Genomic DNA, 18938 nt, shown 5'->3' on the forward strand with positions numbered 1-18938 from the left:
TCTAAAATCATCAGTATAGTGAGAGTTGGTCAGATGTTGAACCATCAACAACGTCTAATATTGAAACAGCACCAGTCCTGTCGCTTCCAGAGAGTCGCGACGATCCAGCCATGTTGTTCTAATAAATCAGCGATCGGTTTAGCCTGTTCTAGCAAAATACCACTGAGAACCCCCCAGCTATTAGGTTGAGTGAGGGAGTCCAACTGAGGAATGATATCCATAATCACCTCAGCCAAAATATTGCATAAAATCCCATCAACAGGTCTTTGAACCCGCTTAATCAACTCCTGAACACTCCCCACGTCACTAATCATCTGTTCTGGTGATATATGGTTGAGGTCGCGGTTTTCATTAGCCGATCGCACCGCTAAGGGGTCAGTATCGACACCATAAACCTGAGTCGCCCCCAATAGGATCGCACCAATACCCAAAATTCCCGATCCACAACCGATATCAGCAATAGTGATCGGATTTTCTCCTAATATTCCCAAACGCATTTCTAGGGACTCCAAGCAAAGCTGAGTAGTAGCATGGGCTCCCGTACCAAAAGCCACCCCAGGGTCAAGACGTAAAATCAAGCGATCGCTATTTTCCGGGGGAGTTAGCCAAGCCGGATAAATCAAAAAGCGATCGCCAATTTCCGTTGGTTCCCAATGCTGTTTCCAACTACTAGACCAGTCCTCCTCATCAATGAGATCCCATTGCACAATAGGGATAGACATTTCCATGCACAAAGCATCCTGGCGCAGCAAAATAGATAAAGCCGCCAGATCCAAAAGATGAGCTTGTTCCTCTGGTAAATAGGCACAAATCAAACAAGACTGATGTTTAGTTTGACTGGCTGTTCCCCGAAAGCCAAAATTGTCGAGTCTCCAGAAAACAGTTTCTTCTAGGTTCAAATCACAGACTACTCGAATTTCCCACCAGCTATGTGCCATATCAGTTACTTTTGGGGCCGGACAATATGCGAGCATTTAACTCACCAGAAGTATTAAGAGAATGTATCTCACCCTAACGTAGTGTGAGCATCTGATTCTCCACTTTCTACCCCCAGTTTAGTCTGCCGGGAGCCATTAAGTCCAGCACCCCAATTTCGTTGAATTTAGAGAGTTACCGTATAGGCATCCCGGATACCTGCTACTTTCATGATCTCACTCAACAGTCCGTCCGGCAATGGGTCATCTAAACTTAAAACCATCACCGCCTCTCCCCGTACAATTTTACGACCGACCTGCATACTAGCAATATTTACATTAAAGCTACCGAGGAGCGACCCAATTTTACCGATAATTCCCGGCATATCTCGGTGGAGAGTAAATAACATATAACGAGTCGGCGGTACGTTAATGGGGAAATCATCAATATTTGTCACCCGAATTTCGCGATCGCCCAATAGAGCCCCCGTCACCGAATGAGTACCTAAAGATCCCTTCGCTTCCAAATGCAGAGAGCCGGTATAGTCACACACCGAAGCATCCCTAGTTTCAATCACCCGAATACCGCGCTCTTTGGCTTCAATGGTAGCATTAACATAATTAACCCGCTCCCGCAGAGCCTGAGATAACAAACCTTTCAGAGCCGCCACCACCACAGGTTTACTATCGCGATTAGCCAAATCCCCTTGTAAGCGGATATCCAAGAAATCTACCCTACCTCCTACCAGTTGGCTGACCAAATTTCCCAAGGTTTCCGCCAGTTGTAGATAAGGCTTGAGTTGTTCGAGAGCATCGGGATATAATCCCGGAATATTGACCGCTGAACGAGCTGGTAATCCTAACAATACATCTCTAATTTGTTCAGCTACATCAATGGCTACATTAACTTGAGCTTCTTCTGTGGATGCTCCCAAGTGGGGAGTGAGGATCACCTTTTGACCCAACTCCCGCAGGGGGGAATTTTCCTCTAGGGGTTCGTTTTCATAAACATCTACCGCCGCCCCAGCAATTTGATCACTTTTCAGAGCTTCTGCTAAAGCTACCTCATCCACAATACCCCCACGAGCGCAGTTAATTATACGAGCTGTGGGTTTCATTTGAGCGAGAGCCTCTGCGTTAATTAAATGATAGGTCTCCTCAGTTTTCGGCATATGCAGACTGATATAGTCTGACTCGCGGATGAGTAAATCTAAGTCTACTAACCGACAGCCTAACTGTTCTGCGCGATCTTGGGAAATAAATGGATCATAAGCCAGTAATTTCATCCCCATAGCTTTAGCTGCGGCTGCTACATGGGAACCAATTTTACCAAGACCGACAATCCCCAGGGTTTTTTTGTAAACTTCTACCCCAATAAACTGTTTGCGATTCCACTGGCCGTTTTTTACGGATACATTGGCTTCGGGAATATGGCGCGATAGGGCTAACATCATCGCTATAGCGTGTTCGGCGGCGGCGATCGTGTTACCTTGGGGGGAGTTCACTACGACAATTCCTTGGCGGGTGGCGGCGGGAACATCCACGTTGTCCACCCCCACACCAGCCCGACCAATAATTTTCAGATGAGTACCCGCTTCTATTATTTCTTTGGTGACACGAGTACCAGAACGGATCATCAGGGCATCATATTCGGGAATAATCTTTACCAGTTCCTCAGCAGGTAGTCCGGTTTTGACATCAACCTGAGCCACCTGAGAGAGAATGTCAAGTCCAACTTGATCAATCGGATCAGATACAAGAACCTTAGGCATGGTTAGGCCAATAAATTGCAACGGTAGGGGATTCACCACAACTTCCTTGATTGGAGGATTCGTGGTAAATTGAGAGAGTCTGTTGATGCAGATCTCGATCGCGGCTAAAAATACCGCAGTGAACTATTCTAGCGTTAAGGGGGACGAGCTACCAAAAATTGTTCACAAAAATTTAGTAAATTCAGTTGTGATTGTCCCCGGCATCAGGCCCATTGATGATTAACCACAGCATTATGGTGCATTTCCCAACATTAACAGGGGATCATGAAACCTAGTGACTAACAGAATTGCGGCCGTATATCCAATAATCTAATCATCATATATGAACTACCTAATTGCTGTTTTACCCGATCGCATTCAAGCTGAGGCTGCCTATTTAGCTTTAGAAAAAGACGAAATCCCTATCAGTCAAGTAAGTATTTTAGGCAGAGGATACAAAAGCGCTGATGAGTTTGGCTTGATTGACCCCTATGATCCTGCCCGCAAACAGGTTAAACTGATGGCTAGTTGGTTGATTCCTTTTGGGTTTGTGGCGGGCTACACTTTCAGCTTAATCACCGGGCTTAATACCTTTGCTTGGGCGGGGGAAATTGGCGATCATTTCATCGGTGGTATTCTGGGCGGTATTTCTGGGGGACTCGGTAGCATTCTCGCTGGCGGCGGGGTAGGCTTGATTATTGGGGGTGGAGATGCTGTACCCTATCGGAATCGCCTTAATGCTGGGAAATATCTAGTGGTGGTTCAAGGTTCGGAAACTTTAGTCCGTAAAGCTACCCGCACCCTCAAACAATTTAACCCGGAAAATATCCAAGGTTATACTACCTGAAAAAAAACAGGATGCTACAGCTTGCCTAGCTTGCACAGCCAGCTAATCTTAACCTGTGCAAGCTGTTATTTTGGCAATTAGACGACAGTTTTATCCTTATATATTGGGTATGCTTGACGGCAAATATTGACAAATTGCTTGCGTCCTCGGTAAGCACACCAGGCAAAAATAACGAGAGTTTGCCCACTTAGTAAAATGGATAATTTCCCAGTTCCTAGGGCGACAGAAATTATCAGAAATGTAAACAAAAAGCAGCGGAAAAGTTCTCCCGGAAAATCTATCCATTCGGAGTGTTTACCGACTCGATAAACAATATAGGCGATCCAGCGGGCTAAAACTTGAGAAGCAAATAACATAATACCTATGCTATTTGTGGTAGTTACCATCAAAAATCCAAAACATTTACTTGCTTGCAACCCGAAATATAGCCAAATTCTGGTTTGTTTATCAAGGCGGTTATAACTCCAAAAAAGACCAAATACCAAGCCCAGAAAGGTTAGCCATAGGATACCATCTAAAGCCATAGATCTGAGTAGGGATAAATTGAGAGTTGCTGAGGTTAATTGAAGTTTGATCACCTCCAATAAGAAAAGTCCAGGGGTTGCCAAAATTATCGCCCATAACCAAACCTGCGAGAGGTGGACACGATTTTTGTATTTTTGATAGGTGGGGGTGAGAGTAGGTTTTTGCTCAAAAGTTTCGGCGATGATATCATTATCTACATAGCCATACTCGTAGATACACCAAAAAGATAAAAGCAAAAACAGCATCATGATTGATTGTAAAGCTGGATAAGGACTTATCCAAGCGATCGCCAAAATCAAGACTAACCAATCATCTGCGATAATGTTCTTGATAAAATATTTTTGGCCGGGGCGCTTACCACGTTCGAGATACAAAAATGGAATATAAGCATCAGCCATAGCGGGGACATATTGAGCATCGAGCCACTGCACGAGATAGGGTGATGCCACTGCATCCAATAATACCTGATCATCTGTGGAATCTGTAATCACGGCGGCATTGGCGATTTCTTCGTCAGTTAATACTGCTTTAACTAACTCATACTTTCCCCGTTGACGATCAACTCCTCCCTGCCAAAACCGACAACTAATGACAGCATCAGGACAAAATTGGAAATTCTTAATAATGGGATTGATAATTAGATCAAAACCGAGGGTAGCAATGACTATTTTTGATGGGAATTGTTCCAGGAATTTTAGTATCAGTTCCTGGTTGATATAATCATGAGCAAGTTTCTTGGCTTTGTGTTGCCAAAAAATTAAAGTCCATGGAAAAATTAGGGTGGAAATAATTACACGACACCAATCCCTTGATTGGTTTCCTTTGAGATGTCCGGGTAACCAATTCCAAGGCTTGAGAATATCTAGGGCAATTAATAAAACAGCCCCCAAAATTTGAGGCTGCAAAGAATTGAGATATTCTTCTGTTGAGTTTCGCAAAAGAAGCGTTTCGTCCAAATCTACAATTACAAGTTTTCCTTGTAGTTCCATGGACATTGGGTCCGGCTCTATTGTTTCCATAAGTTTTGATAATTGATCAAGAAAATTAGATTTACGGTGGAGTAAGCATTTGAGGTATTCGGATGGACTTGAGTGAAATTACGGATGTTACCATAATCAAATATATACGATCATGGACTTGGTGGCCATGGCAGTCAAGAATAATTTACGATCGCCTTTATATGGAGATATCCTGCCCCTAGCTAGGGAAAAGGGCAGGTTGCTAATATTGACTGGTTATGTTTGACAACGGGCTTCTAGGGGCTGCTAGTATTGGGGTTAATTATACTTAATTGTGCGATCGCTGTTGGTGGAGGTAATCAAATACACTTTTATCGCCAATATCAGAAGGAATGGCTTGGAAACACTTGCGGAGGGCAAAAATCCCAAATTGAATAGCCCAGAAAAATAACAAAAATTTCTGATTGATCACTGTCCACACTCCCGCCATATATCCCAACAGTAATAGGGGGACTAGGGGAGTTAGCAGCTTGGTTTCCATGCGATTAAAACAAAAAGCCTCCTTAAAGTAAATTCCTGTTAGGGCTACAAATGTAAAACCGACACCAAATAAGCTATATGGCTGATTATAAACGGTGACGGCTAAGGGTTCAGGATCTGCGATCGCCACTACTAGGGTAGCAATACCCCCCATGAGCCAACAAAACTGAAGGAATCTGTGTAAAATAATCAGATAGATATGAATTGTGAACAGGCTAACCCCTAAAGCTAACCAGAACACAAGATAAATAGGGGTCAGCAGTTGCAGGACTATGGGGTTGTGTGAGTCCCATATTACTAAAGCAGTCCCTATACCAAAGCAGAGGGCGGCGATCGCCAAACTAACTCTATATACTAGGACTCCCTGGCGATCGCCATCAGTGATGGTATACTCACCAAACTGTCCTTGGTATATCTGTGGCTGAGATGTTGATACGGTTTGAGTCACAATTTTAGTCTCCTGTTGATTATTAGGATCTATCCAGAACAAATTAAAGTAACTTCTGTTGTTCACTAACCCAAATATTATGACAAAATTTCAGAAAAACTTAAAATCGGCCTCGACTCATCTCGATCCGTCTCACCTGGAGGGGATTCAAATTGATGAGACGATTACTTTTAATATCCGTAGTGGTAACAGTAGAGACCGATTCGAGCTAACAGAAGATCCCCGTTTATTGATGTTTGAACACATCAAACACTTGAATCTAAGTGATATTGAAGGTCTCGAAGGTCTTGATGACTTATACATGGATTATGTTACCGATGATGACCTAGAAAAGGCGGTAGCCAAGACTAACAAAAAGTTGGGTTTCAAGGCTTCTTATAGTTTGACAAAAAAACTTAAACTATATCTGCAATACCTGAAAAAAGAAATCAAGTTACCTTGTTATGTGACCGGAAGCGATGAATTTGATTGGGAAGAAGAATATTTATTTTCTTCGGGTCGCAAAAAGGAATATCAGAAACAAAAAATCAACAATCCTTCCTATCAAGATACTTTTGAAATTTTGAGTTTTGTTGATAAATTTGATGCAGAAGATGGCTTGAAAGTGGAAGTCCGACGGGTTAGCGATGAGAAATTATTTACCCTAGTCCTAGCGGATTTAGAATGCACAGACGAAGAGTCTGATAATTATGAATTAATCGAAGATTATTCGATCTGGTTTTTAAGTAGCGCGGGAGATTTTGATTAGAGTACAGCCCCAACTGTCATCTGGTGGGCGGATAATTCCGACTGCCAAAGATAGAGACGAACTGTGGGGCTGTAAACATTTTCTAAGAGTGATAAATCCGGGAAGTATTGACAGTGGCTAATGCTTCCACCAGACTACGAACGGCTGCAATCATTGCTAATTCATTATCCAGGCGGTTGATAGCGGAACCGACACCGACACCAGCCGCCCCAGCAGCGATCGCCAAAGGTGCTGTTACACTAGAAATTCCCGAAGCGCATAATACTGGAACCGATACGGCGCGGGAAATTTCGCGGGCAGCGGCTAGGGTAGGGGCAGCTTTTTCAATCAATCCTAAAGTTCCGGGATGCACGGGGTTAGCGCTAGTTCCCCCTTCAGTTTGGATAATATCCGCCCCAGCTTCCACTAAGTCTATAGCTAATTGGACTTGTTGATCAAGTTCCAAAATATGGGGAACTGTTACCGATAGGGTAATCTCAGGAAGTAGCGATCGAGTTTGACGGGTCAATTCCAAAACTTCGGGAGCTTCAAAGCGCCGTCCTTGGGCGTAGAAAGCATCAAAATTCCCAATTTCAATCAAATCAGCCCCAGCTTGGACACAGGGGAGAAACTTTTCTGGTTCTACGGCTGAGACACAAATAGGTAAATGGGTCAAATTCCGGGCGATCGCCACCAATTCGGGGTCGGCGGCAATATCTACAAAGGTCGCGCCGCCTTGAGTGGCTGCTTTGACTACCGCCATGACATTGGCGCGATTGAAATTCATTAAACCGCTAATTACTTTCAGCCCTTGGCCTCGGTTAAAGGCTTGCTGTAGGGTGGAGTTGATCATTGTATTACTTAGACTCTATTTCCGATATCGATTTATTTTGACACAGAGCGGAAACACTGGGGCTGCTGAAATTTATAAATATCTGCGATCGCCTTTACCCAACTGTCTACCACCGACTCGAGTAGGCGCGTCCCCTTATCTTCTGTGGCGGCGGTTGCATCTCCCAAAACACCACTAGCGCTTAGATCCCGCGTTACCCAAGCAAAGGGCAATTTTCCCTCCATACTCAGTAAACTGTCGGAGGGTAAGCCGTGGGGAAACTCTCGCACCACCTTTTCCCGGCGTACCACATCAGGCAAAATTGATAACATCACGCTGGTTTCTATGTCTCCGGCGTGAATCCCTAATTCCAATTCTTCGGGGGAAAATAGTTCTTTGGCTATGTGGGGAACCCGCCACACAAACAGGGGAAAGACCATGAAATCTTCATGCTGTTGATGCAAGTCTCGCGCTACCATCTCTAAAATCTGGGGTTGTCCACCGTGGGCGTTCACAAATACTAATTTGCGGAACCCCGCCCGATATATACTTTCTCCTACTTCCATTAATACTGACATTAGGGTTTCAGAGGTTAAGGTGATGGTTCCCGGAAAGTGCCAATGTTCGTTAGATTTGCCATAATATAAGGTAGACAGGGCATAGGCGGGAATAGTGCGATCGAGTTTTTCTAGGGCTTTCCCGGTCACAGCCGTAGCAATGGCAGCATCGACAATTAACGGTAAATGGGGGCCGTGTTGTTCTATAGCCCCAATAGGTTGGATAATTACCGTATTTTCTCGATCGGGCATTTCCGCAATTTCTGTCCAAGTTAGGTAAGGGAAAAACCGATGAGGGGGGATAAAATTGTGCATGGTTTTCGAGGTAATTTTCACCAAAAATTTAGAATATTTTGTAATCTCAGGAAACTAGATCTTGAGCATGGTGTGCATACCTACCTAGGGACGGGGGGCATGGTGCAATCAGACTGGGTTCACAGTGGTTATGATTGATATAGACCATAGCCAAAATTTTATGCCAAAATTGACACAAGAAACTCAATGGTGAGTTCTCAATCCATAGGAAAATCAGTTAATCCATAGGAAAACCGATTGCATTTGTTATCTCCTCCATTTTATATCAAACTGTAACATATTATGAACTTAGACGATCGCTCTAAACCCCATTCCTCGAACTCCCATAGAAGTTTCAAACCTCAACGCCAGATGGAAATCATTGGTCAACTCCTAGATGGAAGGTATCGAATTGTACAAATTTTGAGTTCGGGAGCATTTGGCCAGACCTATCTAGCGGCAGATACCCGCCGCCCAGGTCATCCTCAATGTGTGGTTAAACAACTGCGTCCCCCCAGTAATAATTCCAAAATCCTGAAAACAGCCCTACGCCTATTTCGACAGGAAGCAGAAATCTTAGAAAAACTTGGAAGAAACGATCGCATTCCCCTATTATTAGCCTATTTTGAGGACAATAATCACTTCTATCTAGTGGAAGAATTTATCGAAGGACATCCCCTTCATAAAGAACTAATTCCCGGTCATCCGTGGAAAGAAGATATAGTTATCGAAGTATTAGAAGAAATCCTCAATATTTTAGTATTTGTTCACCACAACGGCGTAATTCATCGAGATGTTAACCCCTCGAATTTAATTCGCCGCAAATCAGACCAAGCCTTAGTCTTAATCGATTTCGGTTCCGTCAAAGCCGTGACTAGCCAACTGGCTGAGGAAAATAATCAACCCATGCGAACCATAGCCACGGGTACACCTTCCTATATGCCGATTGAACAATTCCAGGGAAACCCCCAATTTAATAGCGATCTATATGCTGTGGGAATGATTGCTATTCAGGCTTTAACTGGTTTAGAAGCCTCAGATTTGCCGAAACTTCAAGATCCTAGCCTATCTATATCTGGAGAAATTGCCTGGCGACAGCGGGCGCGAGTTAGTAACAGCCTAGCTAGTATTATAGATAAAATGGTGCATCATTACTATGGCAAGCGATATAAATCGGCTATTGATGCGATCGCCGAATTAAATCAACTCACCGGAAAAACTGGGTTAGTTAACCAAACTTCCCCAAATCACCCCCCTTATAAAGCACACAAACCGCGACGACGGGAAATCTCCTTAAATCGCCTATGGACTGTAGTAGGAATAGCCGCGACTGGATTAGTGGGTTTAATGGTGATATTTGGCTTATTTCAAGTGTTAAACCGTCCCGATCCCGTGAAATCAGAAGCCGCCTTAAAAAGAGGGGTAGAACGTCTGGAATCGGGAGATCCGGAAGCGGCAATTAAGGCTTTTAATCGCTCAATCCAGCTATTTCCTGATAATAGTGAAGCCTTCCGTAAACGGGCTAATGCTTACTATGACCTCCAGAAATATGAACAGGCGATCGCTGATTACACCCAAGCCATTAAACTTGATCCTACTAATCCTGACATCTATTTTAACCGCAGTTTAGCATACCATCAAATGGGAGATTTTGGTAATGCTATTAATGACCTAAATCAAGTTATCCGTCTGAACCCAGAAGATACAGACGCTTTCTATCAAAGGGGGCTCGCCCATTATACCCAAGAAAACTACGAAGCCGCCATATTAGATTATACCGAAGTAATTAGGCGACAGCCCGACCATAGTGAGGCTTATCGTGCTAGAGGAAGCGCTCACGTTAAAGCTGGTAATTTACAAGCCGGAATGGCTGATTATACAGAAGCAATTAGACTCAATCCCCAGTCGGCTGCTGCTTATTATAATCGGGGTCGCGCTCGGTTTCATTTAGGAGATTATCAAGGTGCTTTAGCAGACTATAATCAAGTGATTAGTTGGGAACCAGATAATGCTGAAGCATACGGGAATCGTTGCAGTACCTACATCAATTTAGGGAATTATGAGGCGGCGATAGAAAGTTGTAGTAGATCCATTCAATTAAACCCCACAGCTATGGATTATAATAATCGCTGTATTGCTTATCTGAATGTGCAAAATTATGATGCAGCTATTGGAGATTGTACTAAGGCGATTGAGTTAGAACCTAATAATTCTAAGGCTCACAGTAATCGGGGGTTAGTTCACTCTTTGGCTGAGGATTATGAGGCGGCGATCGCAGACTATAGCCAAGCCATTAGTCTTAATCCTAATGATGCGGAATCATACAGTAACCGGGCTCAGGCTCATGCTGAACTTGGTAATTACTCTCAGGCGATCGCAGACTACGCCCAAGCTATTCGCATCAGACCTAATTTAGCTGGTGCTTTTTATGGTCGCGGAATGGTCCGAGCATCTTTAGGCGATCGCCGAGGTGCCATCAGTGATTTTGAACAGGCTGGAAAACTGTTTTTAGAGCAAGGTTTGACCGGGGGATTTCGGGATTCTCAATATCAAATTCAGCGATTACAGTAACCTGGTTTTGATATAGAATTATCCCAGATATTGGTTTGTAATTTTGTGGGACATTGGCCAAATTCTCTAACTCTATCTATAACCTAGCCATGACTAATCAATACCCTCAACCCTCTTTAAATATCAGTGATGTGATCATTGCCGGATTTCGCATCTATCGAGACCATTTTAAACAATACTTTACTATGGCGTTGGTCGGCTGTTTATGGCTGATTGTTCCCGTTTATGGTTGGGCTAAATTTCTCGCCACTTTAGGAGCGATCGCTCGTTTAGCCTTTTTTGAAGTGAGCGAACGCCCAGAAGCCCCATCAGATGCTAAACGCTACACTAACAAACGCCAATGGAGTTTTTTCGGACAATTACTCCTCGTCGGATTAATTCTCATTGGTATTGTCATCGGTTTTAGTATGATTCTTGGTGCAGCCATATTCATATTTATGAAACTGAATTTTGAGAGTTTTTGGTTATCATGGTTAATTTTTTTATTGGCAGTATTTGGGTTTATCATCTTATACCTGGGGTTTATATGGATATCAGCCCGTCTGTATATATGTGACGTGATTCTCGCATTAGAAGACCAGACAAACGCCAAAAAATCGGTTAGAAAAAGCTGGGAAATCACCGAAGAATCAGAGTTTCAAATTATGGGGATTTTGATAGTCGCATTTTTAGCAACTTTACCCTTCCCCATAGCTACTCGGTTCATTTTATTAATCAGCCGATTACTTATCAATTCCCTAGTCACGGCTGAGGTAGCAGTTTGGCTGAATTTATTAGTTGTATCCGCTGTGTTAATTTCTATGGGGGCGCTGACTCTCCCCTTTTTCAAATCCATTAAAGCCGTGATTTACTACGACCTCATCAACCAGCATAATCAGGATGAACAGAATTTAGTCACAGATAACCCAAAAATATTAGAAATCTGAAGGTGTTTGTGAAATTTTGTTTAAGAAAATCGCCCGAATTACCTAATTGCTGTACAATCCCCACCATAGGAATTTTCGGGCTGGTCAATTAAAAGCAGATTCCTGGCTTCCCCCCCCTAGGTAACGACGAGCAGCATTTTTTACTTTGGTGAAACCAAGGAGACCAAGAATCTGTAATTTTGGAGACAGTCAAAAATCCTATAGCTGCATCTCTAAATTGAGTCATGACTAATAAATATGCTCACAAATCCCTAAACTTGGCTGATGTCATTAGTGCCGGATTTCGCATCTATCGAGACCATTTTAAACAATACTTTACTATGGCGCGGGTCGCCTTGTTATGGCTGATTGTTCCCGTTTATGGTTGGGCTAAATTTGCCGCTACTGTAGGAGCGATCGCTCGTTTAGCCTTTTTTGAAGTTAGCGAACGCCCAGAACCAGGAGCAGATGCTAAACGCTATACCGACAAGCGAAAATGGAGTTTTTTAGGGCAATCAATTCTGGTACTATTGATTCTTATTGGGGCTTTTATAGGTTTAAGCATAGCTATGGGAATAGCCGGATTCTTGGTATCTATGCTGCTGAATCCAGAAAATTGGGTGTCATTATTACTACGATTTTTATTAGGAGTAGTGGCATTTGTCATGTTTTATATAGGCTTTATGTGGATATTAGCCCGCCTGTATATATGTGACGTGATTCTAGCCGTAGAAAATCCGATGACCGCCACTGGAGCCATTAGTAAGAGCTGGAAAATTACCCAAGAATCAGCATTAAAAATTATCGGGATTATGATAGTCGCACGTCTAGCCACCTTCCCGGTCAGGATTGGGGGTCAGTTGATTATGACAATCAGCCGAGCAGTTATCAGTTCAATTTTCCCGTATGACTTAGCAGCTTCGATAAATTTCTTCATTATGTTGGATGTGTTAATTGCTATGAATGCGCTGATTATGCCGTTTTTCCAAGCCATTACAGCCGTTATTTACTACGATATAATCAGCCGTAATGGTAAAAAACAGAATCTAGTGACAGATAGCCCCAAAAGCCAATAAATCTAGGGCTTACGGTCAGAAATCGAAAGGCTATAAGGATGTTGAGACTGTTGGCGATCGCCAATAAAAATCCGATAAGTTCCCCGAGTACCATAACCAGAAAACTGTAACATAGACCCAGAGGGACTCTCCGGGAGTACACAATAGCGACCAGCCGGACCATCAATCAGTAAAGTAGGAGCCCCAGCCGTCTGTACAGTAATACTCCAATATGGTAGATCCTGAGTCACATCAAGAACATGATTAGGACTCTCAGCGATCCAACCACAGTCTCGGCTATTAGAACTTCCCCCCGAAGTTCCCGATAAAGTGACAGCCACCCCAGGGGAAACCGATCGCCTGTCAGCCAAAACCGACTGCGCCGACCCCAGAAACAGGGAAACCCCCAGCAGTCCCGCTGTTAAAACTTGACCCAAGTTAATATTAGTCATAACCCACCCTCTTAATCTCCTTGTACAATGGTAAAGCCTTGTTTTATATCCCCGGAGGAGAAACCCCTTGAACTACCAAGACGACCCGAAAATCAATCGTCGCCTCGAGCAACTCGAAGCCGAAGTTAACCCCAATGCACCCATAAATCCCACCCCCTCCGACTTAAACAGCAGCCTAAAAACCCTATATGGTCAGTTGATGGCGCGGTTCAAGAGATTACCCAAAGCCGGACAGATCGCCATAGCCAGTGTGGGAGTCATCGCCGGGTTAGCCCTATTAAAAACCCTTGTCGAATTAATTTCCTTAGCCATAAGTCTTGCGGTAGTCGGGGTGATAGTGTACATAGGTTATCAAGTATTCAAATCATCCCAAAAACCCAAGATTTAAAGAAATCTGCTTAACCCATCATCAAAGATTCAGACAAAGGCAATTATTAATTATGGCTAGTCCGACTGCAAACCGACCCAGCATCGACCAACCAACGCCTACCTGGCAAAAACAAGCCAAACAACTCCCCTTTTGGGTGCGTCGCTGTAGTGCTTGGGCGGTCGAGATCTCCCTAGTAATCGTGGGGGGATTAGCCCCATTGACCATCGGTGCGATTGCTAATCGCGGTTCTGTGTCAGTCCCCCTCAACCCAGTAGTAAGAGGAACAGCCGAAACTGTGGCCGCTACCTTGGGACTACCAATGCGCGATCGCCAGCCCCGTGTATCTCCATTGACGAATTTCTTTTGGTCTGGTGCCTTAATTTTGCCGATAGCGATCGCCTCCTGGCAGCTTTATCTATTGTCCACCACCGGACAAACCCTTCCCAAACGCTGGTTTGGGGTTCGTGTAGTCAACTCCAGACAACTCCCCCCCGGATTTTCACGGATTATCGCCAGGGAAACCATCGGGCGTTGGGGCATTCCCGTCGGTATCGCCTATCTAGTTTGGCAAGCGACAGGCGCATTCCCCAATCTCCTGGTATTTATGGGGTTATCGGGAATTATGCTCGTCGCTGACGGACTAATGGGGCGGCGCTTCCACAGTCGCACCGGACACGATTTGCTGGCTGGTACTTATGTACAACCCGCGGCGACTTCCTTCTTTACCAATCCATTTACCTCCTACGACTGGGAAGAAGAAAACCAATCCGTCAAAGCGATCGTCTTGACCTCTAAGCCAAAACTCCCAGAGTGGAATTTATGGCAATGGATGCGACAATATCCTGGCTTAACCCTAATTATCGTCGGTAGCGCCAGCATGGCAGCGGTTTTGGGAACCTTTATTGGTACTCAAGTTTATATTCAAAATCAAGCCAACCTTCGCGCCTCCCAAAATCAAGATAACGAAATATTCCTGGCGCTGGTGGGTCGCCTTTCTCCCACCGCCAACACCGACCCCGCACAACGGCGGGGAGCAATTTTAGCTTTAGGAACCCTACAAGACCCCCGCGCTGTTCCCCTATTGGTGGATTTACTCGGTCAAGAAGATGACCCCATATTGCTAGAGGTGATTCAACAGGCTTTGGTGAGTACAGGTCCGGTGGCTTTACCTAACATCCGCAAACTGAATCAAGCCTTGAGAAATGACCTCGATTTCATGAGGTTTGGGGCGGACCAACGGCAAAGACGTATTGTTTCCCAACGACAGCAGGCTACTCAAAGGGCGATCGCCAAAATTCTCAAAGTCTATGGCGGTTTTATCCAACAAGCCGATCTCAGTCGTGTTCATCTCGGTCAAACTACCACCCCTCCCGCTCAGTTTACCCTCGTACTAGACCAAACCGACCTATCTGGGATCAGTTTCCGCAGTGCGATCATGACCCATGCAAATTTCCGTAATAGTCGCTTTGCTTCACCAGGACCTGACGGACGTTTTAACACCTTTGACGACTTGATCTCAGACCTCAGCGGCGCTGATTTGACCTCTGTTGACCTGACAGGCGCTTTTATGAGTCCCGTCATCATGCGGCGCACTAACCTGTTAAATGGGACCCTAGACCGCGCTAATTTATCAAATGCTGATTTGAATGGCAGTAATTTTAGCAGTGCTAGTCTGATTGGCACTAACCTAGAAAATGCTAATCTAAAAGAAGCTAGTTTGACCGGAGCAGATATCACTAACGCTAATCTGTCACGCTCAGACCTCAAATTAGCCCGTATGAGTCAGATTAACGCCCAAGGAACCCAATTTATGTTTGCTGACCTCCGGGAAGCAGATCTACAAAGGGGTTCCTTATCCGGCGCTGACTTCCAAGGCGCTAATCTTCAGAATGCTAACCTCAGTCAAGCTCAACTCACTGGCACTAATTTTAGAAACGCTAGGTTACAAAATGCTAACCTGAGTAATGCTGACCTGAGTTTAGTTAACCTACAGGGTGCTAGACTACATGGCGCAAATTTTGAGGGGGTGACCTTTGTGGTTAATCGGGAAACTCGCACTGATGAGTTTATCGAAGAAACCCATCAAGGTGAAACCTCAAACCGAATGCAGGGGGCTGATTTTTCCAGAGTGCAAAACTTGAGTGATGCTCAAATTACCCATATCTGCAATCAAGGCGGAATTCATCCTAATTGTGGGTCATGAAACGGCTTTTAAATGCAGTTAGATTCAGTGGTATGGTCATAAGGGATTAACTACTGAACCCCCCCAGACTCCAGCTTTATTTTGGTTAATTCGGCTAATTTCACCGTAAAAAATAGACACCCAAATTGTTCCATATTGGCTAAAATCATGACCGATTCTATGGCACCTATTCCCTTTGTTGATTTATCCTTTCAATATCAGGAACTTACCGATGAAATTGAAAAGGCAATTCATGCAGTAATTGGACGCGGAGATTTTATTCTGGGACGCGCTCTGCAAGAATTTGAGGCGGATTTTGCTACAGCCTGTGGTGCAGAATATGGGGTGGGTGTCGCCTGCGGAACTGATGCGATCGCCATCGGTTTACAAGCCTGTGGGGTGAAACCAGGAGACGAAGTTTTAGTCCCAGCCAATACCTTTATTGCTACCATTATTGGCATTTTGCAAGCCAGAGCCAAACCCGTTTTGGTAGACTGTGAATTAAACACCGCTTTAATTGATATAGCGGCAGCCGAAAGGGCGGTCACCGAAAAAACTAAGGCGATTTTACCAGTGCATCTATATGGTCAAATTGTCACCCCTAGCCAACTGCTGGACCTAGCCCTAACTCATAACTTAATTGTATTTGAAGATGCGGCACAAGCTCATCTGGCTACCTGCGAAAACTATCGCGCGGGTTCTATCGGTCGCGCCGCCGCCTTTAGTTTCTACCCTAGCAAAAATCTAGGCGCTTTTGGTAGTGGGGGTATGGTGGTGACTTCCGATGAAACCGTAGCTAAACAGGCGCGAATTCTGAGGAATTATGGCGCACCGGAAAAATATCTACATACGGAATTGGGAACTAACAGCCGCTTAGATACTATACAATCCGCCGTTCTTAACGTCAAATTGCGTCATTTACCAGGGTGGAACCGCGATCGCAATTTAGCCGCCGAACAGTATGATGTTCAATTGATGGTACTCAAAGAATATGGCATTATCCCCATTTACAACTACAGTGAAGGCGGTCATGTTTATCATCTGTATGTAATTCGTGTGACCGAGGAATGTTCCCTCACTCGCGATCAACTACAAGCTAAACTGAATGAATTAGGGGTGCAAACAGGTATTCACTATCCCATCCCCTGTCACCTGCAACCCGGTTATACTGATCTGGGATACAAAGCTGGAGACTTTCCCAAAACTGAAACCCTCAGCCAGCAGATTCTATCTTTACCCATGTATCCTGGAATTACCAGTGATCAGATTAATCGGGTAGTCGCAGCTATTCGCACAGCCTTGGGAATTAAAAATGAGTAGGTGCGAGATGTTCGCGACCAAATAGGGACATCGAATCAGGTGGGAATGTGGCTCGATTACACAATTATTAAGGCTTATGGAAACTCAACCGAAAATTCCTGTGGCGATAGAGCGAAATCTATTTATCGGATTGGCTTGCGCCTTGTTGGTGTTATTATACGGCCCTTTGCTCGTGCATTGGTACGATGGCTGGCTGAACAAAAGCATTAGCATCGAACATGAATATTTTAGCCACGGCGTAATTGGTCTACCCTTCGCGGCTTATATTGCATGGAATAACCGCCACCAGTGGAACAAACTACCCAATCAACTGCACCCCTTGGGGGGAGTATTATTAGGACTCGGTGGCGTTTTCTACCTCAGTAGTATCTCCGATTTAGTCAATCTGTCCTTTCCGATGATTCTAGCCGGACTCTGCCTCTGGCTAAAAGGAATACCTGGGTTAAAATTGCAGGGGATAGCCTTATTATTTGTGCTACTGGCAACCCCTAACCATATCCCCTATCTGATAGAGCCTTTAGCCCTGCCTCTACAAACCTTTATCGCTAATATGGCGGGATTTGTTCTGATCCAGTTTAACGTCCCGGTGACAGTAGATCAAATCTATCTCTATGTAAATGGACAAATTGTTGAGGTTGCGCCGCACTGTGCTGGCCTGAAAATGTTATTTACCAGTCTGTATGTCGGTTTAATGTTATTGTACTGGACGGGTGCGATCGCTTCGAGAACCAAAACCATCCTCTTCTTGGTGGCAGCAGCTTTGACGAGTATTGTCGCGAATATTATCCGCAATACCCTATTAACTCTGTTTTTCGGCACAGGTAATCAAGAACTTTTTGATTGGCTTCATGAAGGGTGGGGAGGAGACCTATATTCTGCTTCTATGTTGGGTCTATTGGTGATTGTGATGAAATTAATGCAATATTATTTCCCTGAGCAAGAGGAATCCGAAGATAATGGACAAATCAGCCCCGAATCTTGAACCCACCAGCCATGAAACCCCCAAACTACAGCTAAAACCCTCTCAATGGGTACTATTGGGATTTCTCCTAGTCCTATTTTTGGTAGGGACCCTTCCCGGTTTCTTTCGGGGTGGCTGGTCCTGGTCAGATATGCCTGATATTCAAGCTCTCCCTCAACTGCAAACCATTCGCCGTGAGGGTTTAACCGTACCAGGGTGGGAAACTACCAGTCACGATACCATTCAAGTGGGGGCGAGGAGATGGTCTTTGCAGAGCCTCAAACAAAATGATACCGAAGTCCTGCTATTGCTGTTTCCCCAAAACTATTATAAAGACCAGCCCCAAGTCGAATGGATGGATCTGCAAGGGTTACAGAGCCTCAGAACTGACTCCCATCGTACCCTGCAATTGACCCTAGACTCCCCCCAACCAGTGACAATTAACGCCAGATTTTTTCGGGCTTGGAACCCCCACCAAACCTATGCCCTTGTACAATGGTATGCTTGGCATAATGGCGGTTCTCCCGCACCAAGTCACTGGTTTTTTGCCGATCGCCAAGCTCAACTAAGAGGCGATCGCGCTCCCTGGGTAGCTGTCAGTATTATGATTCCTATGGAGCCTTTGGGTGACATAGAAACAGTGGCAACTATAGCTCAATCCCTCGGTCAGGATATCCAAAAAGAATTGATGACCACGATTTTCCAGCCAGAATAAACAGTTATCCACA

At 44.5% G+C, this 18938-nt stretch carries 17 protein-coding genes; 10 read left to right on the plus strand and 7 right to left on the minus strand.

Translation table 11 applies throughout. The features are described 5' to 3' along the window. Positions 1-44 precede the first annotated feature (44 nt). A complete protein-coding gene (gene prmA, locus P5674_RS01895; protein ID WP_006618207.1) occupies positions 45-938 on the minus strand; it encodes a 50S ribosomal protein L11 methyltransferase in 894 nt (297 codons plus the stop codon). Between the two features lie 164 nt (positions 939-1102). Further along, complete coding sequence (serA, locus tag P5674_RS01900; RefSeq protein WP_006618206.1) at positions 1103-2686, minus strand: phosphoglycerate dehydrogenase; 1584 nt, start codon at positions 2684-2686, stop codon at positions 1103-1105. A 322-nt stretch (positions 2687-3008) separates the two neighbouring features. Between serA and P5674_RS01905 the strand changes: the two genes are divergently transcribed. After that, positions 3009-3512 carry a hypothetical protein gene (locus P5674_RS01905; RefSeq protein WP_006618205.1) on the plus strand — a complete coding sequence of 168 codons (504 nt, stop codon included), beginning with the start codon at positions 3009-3011 and terminating at the stop codon, positions 3510-3512. A gap of 77 nt (positions 3513-3589) precedes the next feature. Here the strand turns inward: P5674_RS01905 and P5674_RS01910 are convergent, their stop codons facing one another. Both P5674_RS01910 and P5674_RS01915 read right to left on the minus strand, forming a co-directional pair. Beyond that, positions 3590-5056, minus strand: coding sequence for a haloacid dehalogenase-like hydrolase (locus P5674_RS01910; protein ID WP_231851974.1), 1467 nt, complete (start codon positions 5054-5056; stop codon positions 3590-3592). Between the two features lie 268 nt (positions 5057-5324). Continuing rightward, positions 5325-5984 (minus strand): DUF2301 domain-containing membrane protein, encoded by a 660-nt coding sequence (locus P5674_RS01915; RefSeq protein ID WP_014276217.1) that lies wholly within the window; start codon positions 5982-5984, stop codon positions 5325-5327. Between the two features lie 79 nt (positions 5985-6063). Between P5674_RS01915 and P5674_RS01920 the strand changes: the two genes are divergently transcribed. Continuing rightward, positions 6064-6732: a calcium-binding protein gene (locus P5674_RS01920; protein WP_006618202.1), complete on the plus strand. Its 669-nt coding sequence runs from the start codon at positions 6064-6066 to the stop codon at positions 6730-6732. An 82-nt stretch (positions 6733-6814) separates the two neighbouring features. On the opposite strand, the gene P5674_RS01925 is transcribed toward P5674_RS01920, so the two are convergent. Next, positions 6815-7564 (minus strand): DUF561 domain-containing protein, encoded by a 750-nt coding sequence (locus P5674_RS01925; RefSeq protein WP_014276218.1) that lies wholly within the window; start codon positions 7562-7564, stop codon positions 6815-6817. A gap of 32 nt (positions 7565-7596) precedes the next feature. Beyond that, entirely contained in the window at positions 7597-8415 is an 819-nt protein-coding gene (locus P5674_RS01930; protein ID WP_006620122.1) for a creatininase family protein, read from the minus strand. A gap of 282 nt (positions 8416-8697) precedes the next feature. Here P5674_RS01930 and P5674_RS01935 point away from each other — a divergent pair, with 282 nt between their 5' ends. The 3 genes from P5674_RS01935 (at position 8698) to P5674_RS01945 (ending at position 12946) form a co-directional block, all read left to right on the plus strand. Further along, positions 8698-10965: a tetratricopeptide repeat protein gene (locus P5674_RS01935; RefSeq protein WP_051659765.1), complete on the plus strand. Its 2268-nt coding sequence runs from the start codon at positions 8698-8700 to the stop codon at positions 10963-10965. Between the two features lie 89 nt (positions 10966-11054). Further along, complete coding sequence (locus tag P5674_RS01940) at positions 11055-11891, plus strand: glycerophosphoryl diester phosphodiesterase membrane domain-containing protein (protein WP_035736773.1); 837 nt, start codon at positions 11055-11057, stop codon at positions 11889-11891. A gap of 224 nt (positions 11892-12115) precedes the next feature. Then, entirely contained in the window at positions 12116-12946 is an 831-nt protein-coding gene (locus P5674_RS01945) for a hypothetical protein (RefSeq protein WP_035736775.1), read from the plus strand. Between the two features lie 2 nt (positions 12947-12948). On the opposite strand, the gene P5674_RS01950 is transcribed toward P5674_RS01945, so the two are convergent. Beyond that, a complete protein-coding gene (locus P5674_RS01950; RefSeq protein ID WP_006620117.1) occupies positions 12949-13377 on the minus strand; it encodes a hypothetical protein in 429 nt (142 codons plus the stop codon). A 67-nt stretch (positions 13378-13444) separates the two neighbouring features. On the opposite strand from P5674_RS01950, the gene P5674_RS01955 reads away from it, so the two are divergent. From P5674_RS01955 to P5674_RS01975, 5 genes are all read left to right on the plus strand, one after another. Further along, positions 13445-13765 (plus strand): hypothetical protein, encoded by a 321-nt coding sequence (locus P5674_RS01955; protein ID WP_006620116.1) that lies wholly within the window; start codon positions 13445-13447, stop codon positions 13763-13765. Positions 13766-13817: 52 nt separating this feature from the next. Further along, on the plus strand, positions 13818-15950 hold the full coding sequence (locus P5674_RS01960) for a pentapeptide repeat-containing protein (RefSeq protein ID WP_006668573.1): 2133 nt from the start codon (positions 13818-13820) through the stop codon (positions 15948-15950). A gap of 147 nt (positions 15951-16097) precedes the next feature. Beyond that, entirely contained in the window at positions 16098-17249 is a 1152-nt protein-coding gene (locus tag P5674_RS01965; RefSeq protein WP_006668574.1) for a DegT/DnrJ/EryC1/StrS family aminotransferase, read from the plus strand. A 76-nt stretch (positions 17250-17325) separates the two neighbouring features. Next, positions 17326-18231, plus strand: a complete 906-nt coding sequence (crtB, locus tag P5674_RS01970) for a cyanoexosortase B (protein WP_006623671.1) — start codon at positions 17326-17328, stop codon at positions 18229-18231. Next, a complete protein-coding gene (locus P5674_RS01975) occupies positions 18206-18925 on the plus strand; it encodes a cyanoexosortase B system-associated protein (RefSeq protein ID WP_315669759.1) in 720 nt (239 codons plus the stop codon). Before crtB ends, P5674_RS01975 begins: the two co-directional genes overlap by 26 nt. Positions 18926-18938 lie beyond the last annotated feature (13 nt).

It is taken from the genome of Limnospira sp. PMC 289.06 (genome assembly GCF_032350395.1).
In the GTDB taxonomy this organism is placed as follows: domain Bacteria; phylum Cyanobacteriota; class Cyanobacteriia; order Cyanobacteriales; family Microcoleaceae; genus Limnospira; species Limnospira platensis.